Here is a 16314-nt window from a genome sequence, read left to right on the forward strand (position 1 = left end):
CTACGAAAAGCTGAATTTTAATCTTCTTAGCCAGCAGACCCGGGAGTTAAAATCCTCACTGCAACAATTGGACAAACTTAAAAAAGGGGTCAATACTTGCTGATGAAAGATTTGAATAAATATTCAAACCTATTTAAAACCTTATAATTAACATTGCCTTAACGAATTCTCTGGGGTTTATATATGCTCCCTTAAACGGGCTTTTCACTCACAATAATAAAGAGACAGTAACCTATGCAGCAGTTAGTATTAACCGTAATCGGCCAAGACCGCCCCGGCCTCTTAGAAGACCTTGCTTCCGTAATTCTTAGTCACCATGGTAACTGGTTAGCCAGTAACCTTTCCCATCTTGCCGGTAAGTTTGCCGGTATCGTTCAGGTCGAAGTGGCCGAAGAGCACCTGCGCGAGTTACAAGATTCCCTCAATAGCATTGCGCATTTGGAAATTCGCGTCGAATCCGGCGACCTCACCAACGCCGCAACCGCCGAGTTAATTAACCTGGTGATCACCGGCAATGATCGCCCGGGTATAGTACAAGAGCTGGCAACCGTGATCCGTCATAAGGGGGCCAATATCACCCATCTGACATCAAAGCGACAAAGCGCACCTAACTGGGGCGTGCCTATTTTCAGCGCCATGGCAACCGTGTCTTTACCTGCGGGAATGAGTCGAGACGTGGTTATTGAAGCGCTAGAATCCATTACCTCGGATGTGATCGTCGATATCGAAGATTAGCGGCAAAAACTTACGACCGAAATAGGCAAGGCTGCGGCCTCTGTCATATTTCGGTCATGTTTCTGCAATAAATTAGCGCACTTAGCCAGCCCTTTATTCTGAGTGTGTTATGAACATGGAACAAGTCGACCTGCACGTCACCAGCTATTATCCCAAAGAGCTGAGTTGGTTATCGTTTAACGAGCGGGTATTGCAAGAAGCGAGAGATACAACTAACCCCATTATCGAGCGTATTCGCTTTTTAGGTATTTTCTCCAATAATCTCGATGAATTTTTCCAGGTGCGGGTTGCCGATGTAAAGCGCCGAATTCTTCTTAACAAGCTGCCAGACGCCAATTTTGACGAAGATGAGGCCTTAATGCAGCAAATTCAGGACAAGGTCTTAACCCTGGGTCATGATTTCAATGTCGCCTATGATGATATTCTTAAGACCCTGACCGAACACAATATCCATGTAAAACGCCCAGAGCAGCTCAGCCCCTTTCATCAGCAATGGCTGGGTGGTTTCTTTAAGGCCGAGGTACTTGAACACCTGTCACCTATTTTGGTGGACGAAAACAAGAATTACTCGGGCCATATCAACGACACCATGACCTATTTGTTCGTGGAAATGCAGGATGACAAAAATCACTACGCCCTGCTGGAGGTGCCGACCAATCGCCTGCCGCGCTTTGTGGTGCTGCCGGCAGAAAGAACCCGGCGCCAAAAGACCATAGTGCTGCTCGATGATATTATTCTTTATTTTCTTAAAGACGTATTCGGCAACTTTTTCGCCTTCGACTCCATTCGTGGCTACGCCATTAAACTGACCCGAGATGCCGAATACAATCTCGATGATGAAATCGAAGAAGGCGTATTGGACAAGATGTCCAAGGGCTTAAAACAGCGCCTGCGCTCCGAGCCGGTGCGTCTGGTATACGACCATACTATGCCCAGCGAAATGCACAAGGTGCTGCGTAAACGCTTAGGTATCAACCGCTTTGATGCCCTGATCCCAGGTGGCCGATACCGTAATTTCCGCGATTTTTTGGCCTTTCCCAATGTAGGTCGTCGCTATTTAGAAAACAGCCCGCTGCCGAGCCTGCGCTCTCATGCCTTTGAGCGCTTTAGCAGCGTGTTCGATGCCATCAGCCATGAAGACATCTTGCTCTATTACCCCTATCACACCTTTAATCACTTTTTAAACTATGTGCGCCAGGCCTCCTTCGACCCGGATGTGGTGCATATCAAGGTCAATATTTATCGTGTTGCCAGCCAGTCGCGCTTAATTGGCGCCCTGGTCAATGCCGCCAAAAATGGTAAAAAGGTGACTGTCATGGTGGAGCTCAAGGCCAGGTTCGATGAGCAGAACAATATTGAATGGGCCAAATCCCTGGACGAGGCTGGCATCAAGGTTATCTTCGGTATCCCTTCTTTGAAGGTGCATTCCAAACTTTGCGTGATCCACCGTAAAGAGCAGGGGCAAATCGTTTCCTATGCCCATATAGGCACGGGTAACTTCCACGAGAAAACAGCGAAAATCTATACCGACTTTAGCCTGTTCACCAAAGATCCTGCCATTTGTGAGGAGTGCGACAACGTCTTTAAGTTTATCGAGCACAGCTACAAGCCATTTAACTTTGAACACCTTATGGTTTCGCCGGTCAATGCCCGCGAGCGTATCAACAGTTTGATTGAAGAGCAGTGCCAGCTTAAGCGTAACGGCAGCATTCTTATTAAGATCAACAACCTGGTAGATAAGGAACTGATCGACAAGCTCTATCTGGCTTCGCAGCAAGGGGTGAAGATACGCCTGATTATTCGCGGTATGTGCTCCCTGGTGCCAGGCATTAAGGGATTAAGCGAGAATATCAAGGTGATCAGCATAGTGGATCGCTTTTTAGAGCACCCGCGAGTCATGGTGTTCGGTAAATATGAACAAAGTAAGGTCTATATCTCCTCCGCCGACTGGATGACCCGTAACCTGGATCATCGCGTCGAAGTCGGGGTCCCCATCTACAGCCCGGCCCTGCAGCAGGTGATCATAGATATTCTTGAACTGCAATGGCGCGACCGCAGCAAAGCCCGTATTATTGACGCACAACAACAAAATCACTATGTGCGTCGCGGTAATAAAAAGAAAATTCGCTCGCAGATAGCCATACATGATTATCTGAAGAAATGGGAAAGCAGCCGTGCAAACCAATGAGCCCACTACCTACGCCGCAGTTGACTTAGGATCCAACAGTTTTCACCTGCTGCTAGCACGTGAAGTCGATGGCCGCTTCGAGGTACTGCATAAGGAAAAACAACGGGTCTATCTGGCCGCGGGGCTGGATCACCGCTACTGCCTCAGCGATGAAGCCATAGACAGGGCGGTTGCTGTACTCAAGCAATTTGCCCTTACCCTGGCGAACTTTCCCGCCGCCAACGTTAAGGTGGTCGCCACTTATACTCTGCGCCGGGCCCGTAACGTTAAACGCTTTATGCAAAGAGCGCGAGCGATTTTCCCCTTTCATATCGAGGTAATTTCCGGTCAGGAAGAAGCGCGACTTATTTACCAGGGCGTGGCTCATCATATGCATCATGAAGGCCGCCGTTTAGTGATAGATATAGGCGGTGGCAGCACCGAGCTGGTGATCGGCGAGCATCATCAGCATTTGGCGCTCAGCAGTCGAAATATGGGCTGTGTCAGTTATTCGCAGCAGTTTTTCGGCGATGGCCGGATCACCAAAAAGCGTTTTCAGCGCGCCATTTTACGCGCCGAGCAGGAGCTGGAGTCAATCACCACCAGTTATGGTCAACTAGGTTGGCAGCATGTGCTGGCCACCTCGGGCACCGCCAAGGTGTTGACCGCCGTTTGCCATCAGGGTGATCTGAACCAAGATCTGACTCTAGACGATTTATTACAGCTAATGAACAGCAGCTGCGCCGCTGGCCACTTCGATAATCTGCCCTATAGCGAGCTGGTGCCCGAGCGCCGTGGCACCTTTTGCGGAGGTTTAGCCATTATGATTGCGGTAATGCGCTCGCTGAATATAGAAAAGCTCAGTTATTGCGATTACTCGCTGCGTGAAGGCCTGCTGCATGAGCTTCATGACAAACTCACGGACAAGGATATCCGCGTTACCACCATCACCAACTTAAGTGCCCGTTATGTGATAGATACCGAGCACGCCGCCAATGTATGCGCTTCCCTGCAATGGCTTTTTCCTCATGTTGCCAAGCCGTGGCAATTAAGCGAAGAGGATTTGGCCGTTCTTAACTGGGCCGCACAACTGCATGAGGTGGGCTTGAGCATCAACTCCTCCGCACTGCATAAGCACAGCGCTTATATTATTGCCCACAGCCAGTTGCCCGGCTTTACTCAGGAGCAGCAACAACTGCTGGCAACCTTAACCCGTTTCTCGCGCAAGAAAATCAAGCTCAGAGAAATGCCCGACTTTATTCATCTGCCGCAGGCCACACTCTATCGGCTGATCGTCCTGTTTCGTTTGGCTGTCTTGCTTAACCGCAAGCGCCAGGCACAGAGTAAACCTCAGTTTGCCATCACTGTGGATGGCCATTCATTGAACGTGGAATTTAAGGGAAAGTGGCTTAAGGAGCACACCTTGTTCGCCGCCGATCTGGAAGCGGAACAAAGGCAATGGCAGAAACTGGGCCTAAAACTTCAGGTGTTCTAGGCCCTATTCCATAGTTGGCACTGTCGATGTAACACAATACTGGTGATTATGGACACCAGGCAATAGCCGAGAAACAGCCAAAAGCCCTGGTGTAACTGCGCCTGCATTATGACTAATTGACCAAAGTGGCCATCGGCATTACCACCCAGATAGGTGATGATAAGCGCCAGCACAAACACATCGGCCATGCTCCATTTGCTCAGCATAGCAGTGACCCTTTGCAAACGCCCCTGCACTCGTCCAAGTCGGCTCCCAACTCTCGGCCCAGGTCCAAGCAGCAAAACAACAAATTGCAATGTGGATTTAAACAGGGGCACCACCACGGAAAACATAGCCACCAGCACGGCCACCAAAACATTGTCATGCTGGTACAACTCCATCACAGTCCCCCAGATGCTGCGCGTCTTGCCATAGGCTTCAATATGCCCTTCGAGTCGATCTAGGCCGAGCATTTGCGACAAGGTCTGAAGCATATACCGGCTTTGGCTGTCACCCTCCTCGGTAATGGCTTCAACGGCACTGCTTGCCAATTCAGACTTGGCAATTTTTGCTTCTATAGTCAATGCCGGCTCGGTAACGGCAAAGGCCAGCAACACCAGAGAAAAAATAAGCAGTAGACTAATAAAAAAACGACGCACGGCATTCCTCCAACAGAGCCAAAAATGCACTTGCCATGGCCAAGCCAGATCGCAAGAGCTTGTTATTATGACTCTTTCTGTGGTGCAAAAAAGCATTTTTGTACATTTATGTACACGAATTAATTAGGGACTGCCTCCCCTAAAGGTTTACTGTAAAGGCAACAGTTCCTAAAACAATACCTTTTGTGTGGGTATATTGGTTATAATTGGGCTTTACTCTACTCTATTAAGTACTGATTTTTATGAGCATAGAACAAACGTTACGCGATCGTAGCAACAACCAATGTGAATTATGTGCCAGCAGCGACAACCTAAGCGTGTACGCCGTACCACCGGAAGGTGAAGCCCATTCTGACAAATCCATCCTGGTATGTGGTTTTTGTGCCGAGCAATTACAGAACCAAGATCAGTTAAGCGACACCCATTGGCACTGCCTTAACGACAGCATGTGGAGCCAGGTACCTGCGGTACAAGTTGTGGCGTGGCGCCTACTGAATAAATTAAGTGCCGAGCACAGCTGGGCCGGCGATATGCTGGATATGCTATACCTAGATGAGCAAACCCAACAGTGGGCCGAAGCCGCCATTGCTGAAGACGAAGATGTGGTGCATCTTGATTCCAACGGTGTGCGTCTGGCCGCCGGTGATACCGTCACCCTGATCAAAGATCTAGATGTAAAAGGCAGCAGCCTGGTTGCCAAACGTGGCACAGCGGTACGCAATATCGGCCTGACCTCGAACCCTGAGCATATCGAAGGGCGCGTGGAAGGTCAGCGAATCGTTATTCTGACTAAATTTGTAAAGAAATAGCGACCGCCGTTTAACCGCGAGGGTCGCAGTATAAGTCCATGTATTAAGGTGTAATTAATACATATTTACTTAAAATACTGGCAGTATTAAAGGAGTTAATAATATGAGCAAAAAGATTACTTTTTCGGCCCTAGCCCTTACCAGCGTATTATTGGGTGCCTGTAGCAATACCCCGGAGCAAGGCGCACAAACCGCCGCCGAGCAAAAAATGAAAACCATGCAGGTGCAGGTTCTTTACAAAGACCGCAGCATGCTACCGCCTGGCTCGCAGTTAACCGTTACCCTTTCCGATGTCTCAAAAATGGATGTGGCCGCCGAGGTCATTGCCAGCGAAACCGTCACTTTAGATGGTGCGCCGCCTTATGATCTAGCCTTGACCTATGCCGCCGATGCGGTAAAAGAGCGTATGCGTTACAGCGTCAGCGCCAAAATAACCCATAATGGTGAGCTGCGTTATATCACCACGCAAAATAACGACCCCTTCGGTACCACGCAGACACAAAGCCCGATTAAGGTGATGATGGAGCGCGTTGCCAAGCCGAATGAAAACTTGGTTAATACCTACTGGAAAGCGATGAAAATCGGCACTGAGCAAGTAGTTGTTCAACAGCGTGAACCACAAATCACCCTGCACCAGGACGGTCGTGTCAGCGGCTTCTTGGGTTGTAACCAGGTTATGGGTCAATACGTGACAGCTCAGCACTTTGGCTTACGCTTTAAGTCGTTAGCCAGCACCAGAAAAATGTGTATGGAGCAAATGGATCAAGAGCAAGCATTCAGCAAAGTGCTAGCCGATACCTTCTCATACCGCATTAATGGCGACACCTTAACGTTGAAAAATGAGCAAGGCGATGCCCTGGCTAGCTTTAAGGCCGTACACCTGCCATAAGGCTTTTTATTGCGGCGTCTTGGCGCCGCATTCTCCTTTATTTTTTCAGCTCTTCCCCTACCCCTTTATCCCTAGAAAACGCCGCTTTGTTCCCATTACAAAAGCAGCAGCATGGTAAATTTGCCACGAACAGGATATTCTAATCCTTTATAATTATCCGTAACTTACGGTAAGAGGCCATATAGCGTGCTGACAGCCTTAGAAAAATCGCTCAAAGTCCTGGTGCTTATCCTACTTGTTATCGTCTTTTTTGGTCTGGTACTGACCCCCAGCTATCAGGTGCAGCGCAGCGTCGATATCACAAGTTCATCGGCGCAAATTGCCCCTTGGTTACAGGATTTAAACAACTGGCCAAAATGGCTGGCGGTGCAACAAATCGAAGATCGCGCCCGGCTGCAGGTACATGGCAGAACTCAGGGCGTGGGTGCGCATATCAACTGGCTAGGTGACAGCTCCCGTGGTGAACTGAGCATTACCCACAGCAGTGCGGAGCAATTAGAATTTCAGGTGCTGGTAAATGACGAATACCTTTCCCGTGGCACTATCAGCATCCAAGGCTATGCCCAAGGCAGCAGGGTAACCTGGCAACAGCGGGGAGAAATCACCATCCCGGTACTTGGTCCTTATCTGGCCTGGCTTGCCGAGCATCAACTGCAAAATACCATCACCCATAGTCTGAATAACTTAAGAACCCTATCCGAGCTGCCCCAGCCAGAGCACGATAAGGGTAGTGAGCAGCCCAGCGACCCCTAGCCTGCTTTTGGAAAGACACAAAAAAAGCGCCAAAAGGCGCTTTTTTGCTGCGCAGATCTGCGCTTAGAAGTGCACCTGCAAACCTGCGAACGGTCCAGATACATCGATATCCGTATTGATATCGTCGATATCATCAAGCTCGATCAGCATGCTGCGGTAACCGCCGCGAATAGCCACATCAACCGCTAAATTATCGATCACTTCCCACTCAACACCAACCTGGTAGTCATGTACCGAGCTGTCATCAAGAGCGAACATGCTGCCTTCAGCAAACACGCTAAGACCTGTGAACGGCAGGCCAACCTGAGCACGGCCATAGGCTAGTGGTACAAAGCCAGAGAAGTCGGTACGCACCATGGCACCTGTGCTGGCGTTTTCACCACTCATGGTATCAATGATGTAAAAATCACCATCGAACTGCTTAGCACTTAGACCCAAGTCGATCGACAGGGTATCGTTATCGAAAATTTCGTAGTACAACACATAGTCGATATGAGTAAGATCGGTTTCGGTATACAGGTTCGTGCCGGCGCCAAAGTTAACGTCCTGGAACTCAAAACCGTCAACTAGGGTGGTGTCGCCGGTTACGTCCATTTCCGTGTAACGTAACTTTACGTTAGGGATAAGTGGTACTGGGTGCTCTAGGGCTACGTAGTAACTGGTTAAGGTTTCATCTTCAAACGCGAAATCCTGCTGGGCATTACCTTTACTACCAAAGCTGCCTTCTGGCTCTGCCTGCCAGCCTTCGGCACCTACGTATAAACCCAGTAACGTATCGGCCTGGGCTACTGGCGCCATGCTTGCTAACGATACTGCTGCCGCTAGAACGTACTTTTTCATTTTATCCCCTATTATCCTTGTGCGAGTAACTCGCTTAGTTCAATCAGTGCCGCATTGGCACGCGAAATATAATTAGCCATCACCAAAGAGTGATTGGCCACAAAACCAAAACCACTGCCGTTTAAGACCATTGGGCTCCATACCGGCTCCTGCGTAGCTTCAAGCTCGCGGATGATCTGCTGCACACTCACCCTGGCATTTTTCTTCTCTAATACATCGGCAAAGTCATACTCAATGGCATTTAGAAAATGCAGTAACGCCCAGGTGGCGCCACGGGCTTCGTAAAAGGTGTCGTCAATTTTCCACCAGGAAGTACGCACCATTTGCTCATGAGGCGCATAGGTGGCCTGATGGGCTTCGCGATCGCCGGCTAAATCCGTGTTTAAGCGCTCCTGACCGACACTGGCACTGAGGCGCTGACTTAAGCTACCTAGGCGCTTTTCTGCTTCTTTAACCCAGGCGCGCAGGTTATCGGCACGGGCGTAAAACTGACTTTGGCGATCACCACTGTCGGCAATTTGCGAGCGGTATTCAATCAGCAGCTCTATGCCTTTTTGATACTCACCCTCGGCACTTGGCCACATCCAGGCGGTATTGCTGATGTTAAATTGCGGCTGAGCTTTTTTCAGCGAAGGATGCTCGGTTGACTGAGATTGCGAACGGCTAAAGTCTTTACGCATGGATAGGGCCATATCACGGGCCATTTCCAATGCGCCGTATTCCCAGGCCGGCATATTGTCCATCATAACGCTCGGCGGCATCATATCATTGCTGAGGTAGCCACCTGGTTTATCGAGTAAGGTTTGAGTCACAGTGATCAGCGCCGAGGTGGTCACATATCCTGTCACCAGTTGCTCGTTACGTTCACTGGCCTGCTGCTTGGCATTTTCGAGCACATCAAAGCGGTCTGGCTCTATGCTCCAATACACGGCAATTAAATAAAATAACAATAATACAGCGGCGATGGCGGCTGCGATCTTTCCTTTATGCTGTGACATATCAACTCCTAGTTGTGGTGGTGCTGGTGCTCACTGCCGCTGTCGCGCTTTTGCTCTTTCTCTATCAAGCTGAAAACACGCGCCTGGCCATTTACACGTTCGCCATCGGCGAAGATCAATGTCATTTTCAGAGTCTGATCGACGCTAAGGGCCTGCTGTGGCGAAAATAACATTAAGTGTAGCCCACCCGGTTGCAACACTATGCGGCTATTTGCGCCGATAGTGAGGCTGTCCAACTTGCGCATTTTCATCATGCCATCGCTGTGTTCATGGGTATGAATTTCAACGCGCCCCAGCGACTCTAGTTCAACGGCTTTAAGGGTGCGCTCACGCTCGGAATTATTTTCCAAGGTAAAATAGCCCACAGAGCTGCTGGCCGCCGGCAAAAACTGGCGAACCTTAGCCTCGCTGATCATTAGCCCATCCTGGGCGTAGCTAAAGGTACAAGCACAGAGGGCCGTTGCCGCAAGCAAGGCCCGATTGAAAATACGCAACATAATGCTTCCTTGAATTTATCCCTTGAAGGTACCCTAATATAACTTAATGACAACTGAGTGTCTTTAGTAAAATCAGCAACCTAAACCCCACTGGGGTGGGATTAAACCAGGATCTGCTCCTCAAAGAGCAGGTGGCAAACAAGGTAAAGCGCCGCCATGATAATGGGGGCATTGAGAAAGACGATGATCACCGCCAAACGAACCAGCCAGATTGGCAGATGGTGATGTTTCGCAAAACCGGCACATACGCCGGAGATTTTCTTATTCAGGGCATCGCGATAATAAGTGCTGCTTGATTTAGCCATGCTGTACTCCTAATTAGTGGAACTACTGCATGGCTCTCAAGTTACATGCCAAAACATAAGATATTGAATTTAAAGGGTTATAAAATACAGCCGGCTAATTCTAATTAGCCGGACAGACTAATTTGTAGTGTATTTTCCTACTTCTAGCTGACAAAGCCCAATGCCTGTACTAGGGTTTGCGCCGTGGCTTCACTTTTATGGCCGTTCTCGGAAAGGTGGCGACGATAACCGCGCGCTCCCGGCATCCCTTGGAAAAGCCCCAGCATATGACGCGCCACATGCCAAAAGCGGGCGCCCTGGCGCATTTCATCGTCAATATAATCCAACATTTGCTCGGCCACCTGATGGCGCGTCAAGGTGCAGCCCGGCAGGCCATAAAGCTCGGCATCCACCTGCGCCAGCAAATAGGGATTGCTGTATGCTTCACGCCCTATCATCACACCATCAACATGCTCTAAATGATGCTGACACTCGGCAAGGGTTTTAATGCCGCCGTTTATGCTGATATGCAGATGCGGATAGTCTTTTTTCAACTGGTACACACGAGGATAATCAAGCGGCGGGATTTCACGGTTTTCCTTCGGGCTCAAGCCCTGCAACCAGGCCTTACGGGCATGGATAATAAAATCATCACAGCCGATTTTATGGTTGGCATCGATCAACGCCAAAAGGAACTCATAGCTGTCTTGCTCATCGATACCAATACGGGTTTTTACCGTAACCGGGATATTGGTCACCGCCTTCATCGCCGCAATGCCCTCGGCCACCAGCTCGGGCTCTGCCATCAAACAGGCGCCAAAGCGACCATTTTGCACCCTATCGGAAGGACAACCCACGTTTAAGTTAATTTCCGCATAACCGCGCTCTGCCGCCAGCTTAGCGCAATGGGCCAGCTCCTCGGGGTTTGAACCACCCAGCTGCAAGGCCACAGGTTGCTCATGCTGATTAAAATGCAGGTAATCGCCCTTGCCATGAATAATGGCACCGGTAGTGATCATCTCAGTGTAAAGCACCGCTTCTTTGCTCATCAGGCGATGAAAGGTACGGCAATGACGGTCGGTCCAATCCAGCATAGGGGCAACGCTAAAACGGCGGAAAGTGTCTTGCTGCCAAGTGGGAGTCGGAGTATGAGTGATAGTATCTGTCATGGCTGATTACCTAAAAAACGCCTGCGATTATGTATTAAGTGTGCAGTACTAGTGTGCAGTAAGGGCGCGAATTATACGCAACTAACGCGTAAATTTCACGCCATCAAACAATCCTCTTGCTAGAGCGCAAAATAATCTTTAATGCCGCCGAGGATATTGGCCACCGCCACCGAGCTTAAGATCAAACCCATAACCCGGGAAATAATGCTGGCGCCACTGTCACCGATAAAGTTATGCACATAACGGGCAAGCAGCAAGAGCACGAGTACCAGCACCAGCACACCCAGCATCACAGCAGAAGTGATCGCCTGCTCGACCCAGGTAAACTCGGCATTGCGGGTCATCAGTACCGCGCCCAGCATGGCCCCAGGGCTGGCAATGGAAGGAATGGCCAAGGGGAAAATCGCGGTTTCAGTGGAGTCACGCATGCTCTTGATCTCGGACTCAGGCTTACCCTCACCAAAGATCATGGTCAACGCAAATAACAACAGAACGATGCCACCGGCAATTTGAAACGCGGCTAAGGGAATACGAATGGCGTTTAACAGCAGCTCGCCAACCACCACAAAGAATAATAACACCAGGGCTGAAACGGCGACGGCCTTATAGGCTACCTTGCGTTTAAAGGCGGCATCTTCGCCTCGGGTGACGGCGATAAACACCGGAATGGTGCCAACCGGGTCGATAACCGCAAAAAAGAAGATAAATGTGGCGATTAACTCGTTCACGCTAACTCCCAGTTATGAAAACAAAATTATACCGTTGGCGACAATTCAGAGATAGTAATTTTTCGCGACCATAGTATGCTATTAGGGGTGCGAGAAGATCAAAAAGGTAACCTATGAACGTTGATGCGCTGGTCAATAAAGCGAAAAGAATGTGTGATAGCAAGGGTGCGCGCTTCACACCCATTAGAGAAAAGGTTTTTCGCTTACTGGCGAGCACCGAAAGCGGTGTAGGTGCCTACGACTTACTTGAGCAGCTTAAGGTTACCGAAAGCAGCGCCAAACCGGCCACCATTTATCGCGCCCTTGATTTTCTGGCGGAGCAAGGCTTTATTCATAAAATAGAAAGCACCAATGCCTTTATGCTGTGCCATCATTTTGAGTCCATCCACCCGGTGCAATTGCTGATCTGTGATCAGTGCGGTCATGTGGCTGAGCTGCACTCCAGCGTGCTTTCCCATGAGCTAAGCGCTCTTGCCCTTGAGCATGGCTTTAGCGTCAGCGCCCAAACCATAGAGGCCCATGGCATTTGCAAGAACTGCCAATCTTAAGCGCCAAAGCAGTACGTCAAAATGAGCCGTGATACCTTATGAGCTGGCAACAACATCAAGTTACCCTAAGCGCCAAAACGCGTGGTTTTCATCTTATCGATGATGAACTGGAGCGGCTTTTGCCACAAATCGGCCAATATCAGGTCGGCTTGGTACACCTGTTACTGCTGCATACCTCCGCCAGTTTAACCATTAATGAAAACGCCGATCCCACGGTGCGTCAGGATATGGAAGCCCACTTCAACTGGGCCGCCCCCGAGCGCCAGCCCTTCTATCGCCACACCTATGAAGGGGATGACGATATGCCGGCCCATATCAAGGCCAGCACCCTGGGCTGCGAGCTGACCTTGCCTATTCGCGACGGGCATCTGGTGCTAGGCACCTGGCAGGGCATTTATCTGGGTGAGCACAGAGATATGGGTGGCAAGCGACGCATTTTGGCGACCTTTCAGGGTCAAATGTACCCCTAACAAAAACACCAAAAGTTCTTTTCTTACAAAAGATTACAATTTTCCTTTTTTATTCAAACTATGGCTATAGTTAATAGACTCTGAATCAATAAGGAACAACAATGCTCACTCCAAATCATACAAATTTGATCGTTCCCTGCCTGCCCAATGACTACACAGCACAACAAAGCTTTATGCTCACCCCCAGTAGCTCACAACGCTGGGTAACCCAACTGAACGACAGTGGTGAGCGTTTAGGCGGCGCCAATAACGACGACTTCAACGTCACCTTCACCAATAATGCCGACGATCCCAGTATTGAAAAGCGCCAGGAAGCCAGATTTATAGTGCATATTGAAGACCCGGATTGGGAATTTTTCGGCAATGGCGTGGAATATGTTAAGAGTGATAGCAATTGTAACTACAATGTCGACTCGCAGTTGAGCGAAGATAAGAAACAGCTCACCATAGTGCTGCGCCAGGTAGAACCCACGATTCGCTATGCAGGCAGTGATAACAGCCCACTTGATAAGGTGATTGAGGTCACGCCCTCACCTTCGGCACAACCGCTAACCATTGGCTTTCGTTATACCGCCAAGCAATTGAGCAGCGGCCGTTTTTATATGTCTCAGGACCCGCGCATTATAGTCGATCGCCCTAAAGAGCAGTAACCGGGGCGTCATCACAAAGCCGTTGTGACTGGTGTAATCGCTCGGTAAATTGCGGATAGGCACATAACGGCTTGAACCAAGGTAGAACAAACCAGTTGGCGCCATACCCAGCCTGCATCGCCTTTTGCACGTAATACAGCGCCGAATGATTATCGCCGGTAGCAGCATAGACAATGGCTGCGGCATAATGGATATCCGCCAGCTCCTGCCCGAGCTCCAAACTGGTATTAATGGCGGTGGTTGCCCTTTGATAATCTCCCAGATGGGCATAGGCCTGGGCCCTGTCTGACCAGGAGTAAGCGGACTGCTGACCATTATTCACATCTATCACTCGCTGATAATACTCACGTCCCAAAGCCAATTGCCCCGCCAGGGTCAATGCATCCGCATAGTTTAACAGGATCCCCGAATTATTTGGCGCCAGGCTATGGGCTTGCCCGGCTATGATTTGCGCCTGCTGATATTGCTGCACATACAAATAGGCCAAAGCAAGATTAGCCAAGATGCTGGTGTTGGCAACATCTTTGGGATCTAAAGACTCCTTAATGAGCGCCTCATAATGGCGGATCACTGTAGCAAAGTCCCCCTGGGTGAGCGCCAGCACCGCCATTAACTGTAAGGCATCCTTGTCCAATGGCAGCTTATTGAGCACATCATCGAGCAAGGACAGCGCCGAGTCGATGTCGCCCATGCTATAGAGCAAGGACGCCAGCTTTATTTGCACATTTAGATTGGGTCGCATCATCAGGGAACGCTCCAAGGCATCACGTCCCTTTTCTCGCTCTCCTTGAGCCAAATACCAGGAAGCTTGCAGGTTTAAATATTCCGCCTCTCCCCCACCTAGCCGGCGTAATTGCGCCAGGTCATGAGACGCATCTTCAACCTTTCCCTGGGCCAAGGACAGCAAGATACGGCTGCTAAAATAACTGGGCCGACGCTGATATTGTCGCGGCGCCTGAGCCAACAAGCCTTGCACCTGCTCTAGATATTCATCCTTGCCGGTGATCTCCTTCAGCTGCAGCGCCAATTCCCGCGCCAGCGTATAGCCCACATCAAAATGCGATTGTGTACTCAACAAAGCCATAACCTCGTTGAACAAGGGCTCACTGATCTCGTCATCATTATAATAACGGTTGTAATAATTGAAGATTTGCTCCTGAAGCGCCTGCTCATCCTGCATATTAAAGCTTGTCTCATGAGCAAACAGACTGGCGCCATAAAAGCGCGCCGACTCATGCACATTACGGGTGTCGACCAAATCCGACTGCCATTGCTTGGTGGCCACCAGCTGCCAGTCTGGCGCCTCTAAGCGGCTGATTTCAATGCTGCAATAGCGCTGTTGGCAAGAAGCCGAGCTGGTGATAAAAACGCTGGCTCCGGTGTAATCGGCCAGCATCTGAAAATAGGTTTTGGGGTCTTGTAAGCGCTCCGGCTCAACTCCCTTGGCCAGCATCTGCAGTTCCGTGCGACTAACCAGATGCTCATTTTGCGATGCCAATTGTTGCCACAGTGCACTTTGAATAGAACCGCTTAGCGTGCCCTGGTAGTAGGCCAGCTCGGGCGCATCTATCTCTACCTGAGTGGGTAAAATAGCCACCACAGGCGCCTTGATAAAGTAATCGCGAAACAGATAGAGGCTCACCAGCAAGACAGCGATAAAGCTAAAGGTAAGGCCATAATACCAGGCTCGCCGGGTAGGTTTTGAGCTCGTTTTAGCCGGCTCTGAAGCTTCGGAGGCAGCCTCAGATGAAGCCATCTCATTTTGCTTGCCTTGGGCTGGGGCCTCTAGCGGCTCGGTCTGCTGCGCCATAATGGCCTGCTGTACCTGCAACTGCAATATTTGCTCAAGCTGAGTGCTCAACGCACCACGGCGTAAGTTAACACGCTTACCCGGCTCTACCGCCAAGCCCTGACTGAGTATATGGATAAGCGGCTGCGGCAAGTAGGCAGAAAACGCATTCAGATCAATAAACTGACCATCGCATATGGCCCGCGCCATATCTTTTTCACTACCTTGGCCTTGGCCGCCATAGGGGTGCTGTCCCGTCAGTAACTCGATGGCAAGCACACAAAAAGAAAACCAGTCGCTGTTATTGCTAAGAGGCTGACCAAGGATCTGCTCCGGCGCCATATAGCCTTGAGTACCGGCGCTGGCACCGGCCTTGGCATTTGCACCAATAAATTCGGCAATACCGAAATCGGCAACTTTTACCGCCCCCGATTCACTGATCAAAATATTGCTGGGCTTTAAATCCCTATGGATGATGCCGTTGCGATGAGCATGCTCCAGCCCTTTGGCGATATCGATCAACAGGGAGAGCTTTTGTTCCAGGCTGAGTAAATGCTGTTTTTGGTACTGCAGCAGATTTTTGCCACGGCAAAATTCCATTACCAGAAAATGCGTATCCTGATCTTCTGCACAATCAAATACTTGAATAATATTGGGGTGATTTAATCGAGCGAGAAAGCGCGCTTCACTCAGGGCTTCAGCACTGTCGGCGGCGCTAAGATCCGCCTGCGCCAACACCTTTAAGGCAACCGTGCGCTCCAACTTGGTATCGAACGCTTCAAAGACGGTCCCCATGGCACCTTGGTAGATCAGATGTTTAATCTCGTAGTGTGCTAACTTCTGCATTACCGCTAG

17 protein-coding genes are annotated in these 16314 nt (G+C 49.8%); 9 read left to right on the forward strand and 8 right to left on the reverse strand.

Annotated elements, in window-relative coordinates; translation table 11 throughout:
- The first annotated feature begins 234 nt into the window (after positions 1–234).
- The 3 genes from C2M24_RS10480 to C2M24_RS10490 all read left to right on the forward strand — a co-directional run bounded on the left by C2M24_RS10480 (position 235) and on the right by C2M24_RS10490 (position 4397).
- The gene (locus C2M24_RS10480) at positions 235–735 is read left to right on the forward strand and encodes a glycine cleavage system protein R (protein ID WP_105200130.1); all 501 of its coding nucleotides are present in this window, start codon (positions 235–237) and stop codon (positions 733–735) included.
- A gap of 109 nt (positions 736–844) precedes the next feature.
- On the forward strand, positions 845–2923 hold the full coding sequence (gene ppk1, locus C2M24_RS10485) for a polyphosphate kinase 1 (protein ID WP_105200129.1): 2079 nt from the start codon (positions 845–847) through the stop codon (positions 2921–2923).
- Positions 2910–4397, forward strand: coding sequence for a Ppx/GppA phosphatase family protein (locus C2M24_RS10490; protein ID WP_233999539.1), 1488 nt, complete (start codon positions 2910–2912; stop codon positions 4395–4397). The genes ppk1 and C2M24_RS10490 overlap by 14 nt, the downstream gene beginning before the upstream one ends.
- Here the strand turns inward: C2M24_RS10490 and C2M24_RS10495 are convergent.
- On the reverse strand, positions 4394–5035 hold the full coding sequence (locus tag C2M24_RS10495; protein WP_233999540.1) for a paraquat-inducible protein A: 642 nt from the start codon (positions 5033–5035) through the stop codon (positions 4394–4396). The genes C2M24_RS10490 and C2M24_RS10495 overlap by 4 nt on opposite strands.
- Positions 5036–5277: 242 nt before the next feature.
- On the opposite strand from C2M24_RS10495, the gene C2M24_RS10500 reads away from it, so the two are divergent.
- The 3 genes from C2M24_RS10500 to C2M24_RS10510 all read left to right on the forward strand — a co-directional run bounded on the left by C2M24_RS10500 (position 5278) and on the right by C2M24_RS10510 (position 7486).
- Positions 5278–5844, forward strand: a complete 567-nt coding sequence (locus tag C2M24_RS10500) for a PhnA domain-containing protein (protein WP_105187923.1) — start codon at positions 5278–5280, stop codon at positions 5842–5844.
- Positions 5845–5947: 103 nt separating this feature from the next.
- Positions 5948–6733 (forward strand): META domain-containing protein, encoded by a 786-nt coding sequence (locus C2M24_RS10505; RefSeq protein WP_105214819.1) that lies wholly within the window; start codon positions 5948–5950, stop codon positions 6731–6733.
- Positions 6734–6919: 186 nt separating this feature from the next.
- Positions 6920–7486: an SRPBCC family protein gene (locus tag C2M24_RS10510; RefSeq protein WP_105214822.1), complete on the forward strand. Its 567-nt coding sequence runs from the start codon at positions 6920–6922 to the stop codon at positions 7484–7486.
- 63 nt (positions 7487–7549) lie between these two features.
- On the opposite strand, the gene C2M24_RS10515 is transcribed toward C2M24_RS10510, so the two are convergent.
- From C2M24_RS10515 to C2M24_RS10540, 6 genes are all read right to left on the reverse strand, one after another.
- The gene (locus C2M24_RS10515; protein WP_105214824.1) at positions 7550–8326 is read right to left on the reverse strand and encodes a TIGR04219 family outer membrane beta-barrel protein; all 777 of its coding nucleotides are present in this window, start codon (positions 8324–8326) and stop codon (positions 7550–7552) included.
- 11 nt (positions 8327–8337) lie between these two features.
- Positions 8338–9324 (reverse strand): DUF2333 family protein, encoded by a 987-nt coding sequence (locus tag C2M24_RS10520; RefSeq protein ID WP_105200123.1) that lies wholly within the window; start codon positions 9322–9324, stop codon positions 8338–8340.
- Between the two features lie 8 nt (positions 9325–9332).
- Complete coding sequence (locus tag C2M24_RS10525) at positions 9333–9821, reverse strand: copper chaperone PCu(A)C (protein WP_105200122.1); 489 nt, start codon at positions 9819–9821, stop codon at positions 9333–9335.
- Positions 9822–9922: 101 nt separating this feature from the next.
- Positions 9923–10126, reverse strand: coding sequence for a PspC domain-containing protein (locus tag C2M24_RS10530; protein ID WP_105200121.1), 204 nt, complete (start codon positions 10124–10126; stop codon positions 9923–9925).
- Positions 10127–10269: 143 nt separating this feature from the next.
- Positions 10270–11274, reverse strand: coding sequence for a tRNA dihydrouridine(20/20a) synthase DusA (gene dusA / locus C2M24_RS10535; RefSeq protein WP_105214826.1), 1005 nt, complete (start codon positions 11272–11274; stop codon positions 10270–10272).
- A gap of 119 nt (positions 11275–11393) precedes the next feature.
- Positions 11394–12002 carry a MarC family protein gene (locus tag C2M24_RS10540; protein WP_105200119.1) on the reverse strand — a complete coding sequence of 203 codons (609 nt, stop codon included), beginning with the start codon at positions 12000–12002 and terminating at the stop codon, positions 11394–11396.
- 113 nt (positions 12003–12115) lie between these two features.
- Between C2M24_RS10540 and C2M24_RS10545 the strand changes: the two genes are divergently transcribed.
- The 3 genes from C2M24_RS10545 to C2M24_RS10555 all read left to right on the forward strand — a co-directional run bounded on the left by C2M24_RS10545 (position 12116) and on the right by C2M24_RS10555 (position 13670).
- A complete protein-coding gene (locus C2M24_RS10545) occupies positions 12116–12550 on the forward strand; it encodes a transcriptional repressor (protein WP_105200118.1) in 435 nt (144 codons plus the stop codon).
- A gap of 38 nt (positions 12551–12588) precedes the next feature.
- Complete coding sequence (locus C2M24_RS10550; RefSeq protein ID WP_105214828.1) at positions 12589–13020, forward strand: secondary thiamine-phosphate synthase enzyme YjbQ; 432 nt, start codon at positions 12589–12591, stop codon at positions 13018–13020.
- Between the two features lie 101 nt (positions 13021–13121).
- Positions 13122–13670: a hypothetical protein gene (locus C2M24_RS10555; RefSeq protein WP_105214830.1), complete on the forward strand. Its 549-nt coding sequence runs from the start codon at positions 13122–13124 to the stop codon at positions 13668–13670.
- Here the strand turns inward: C2M24_RS10555 and C2M24_RS10560 are convergent.
- A complete protein-coding gene (locus C2M24_RS10560; protein WP_105214832.1) occupies positions 13657–16305 on the reverse strand; it encodes a serine/threonine-protein kinase in 2649 nt (882 codons plus the stop codon). The two genes, C2M24_RS10555 and C2M24_RS10560, sit on opposite strands and share 14 nt — an antisense overlap.
- Positions 16306–16314: the final 9 nt, after the last annotated feature.

The sequence above is a fragment of the Pseudoalteromonas sp. T1lg22 genome (assembly GCF_002964645.1).
Lineage (GTDB): Bacteria > Pseudomonadota > Gammaproteobacteria > Enterobacterales > Alteromonadaceae > Pseudoalteromonas.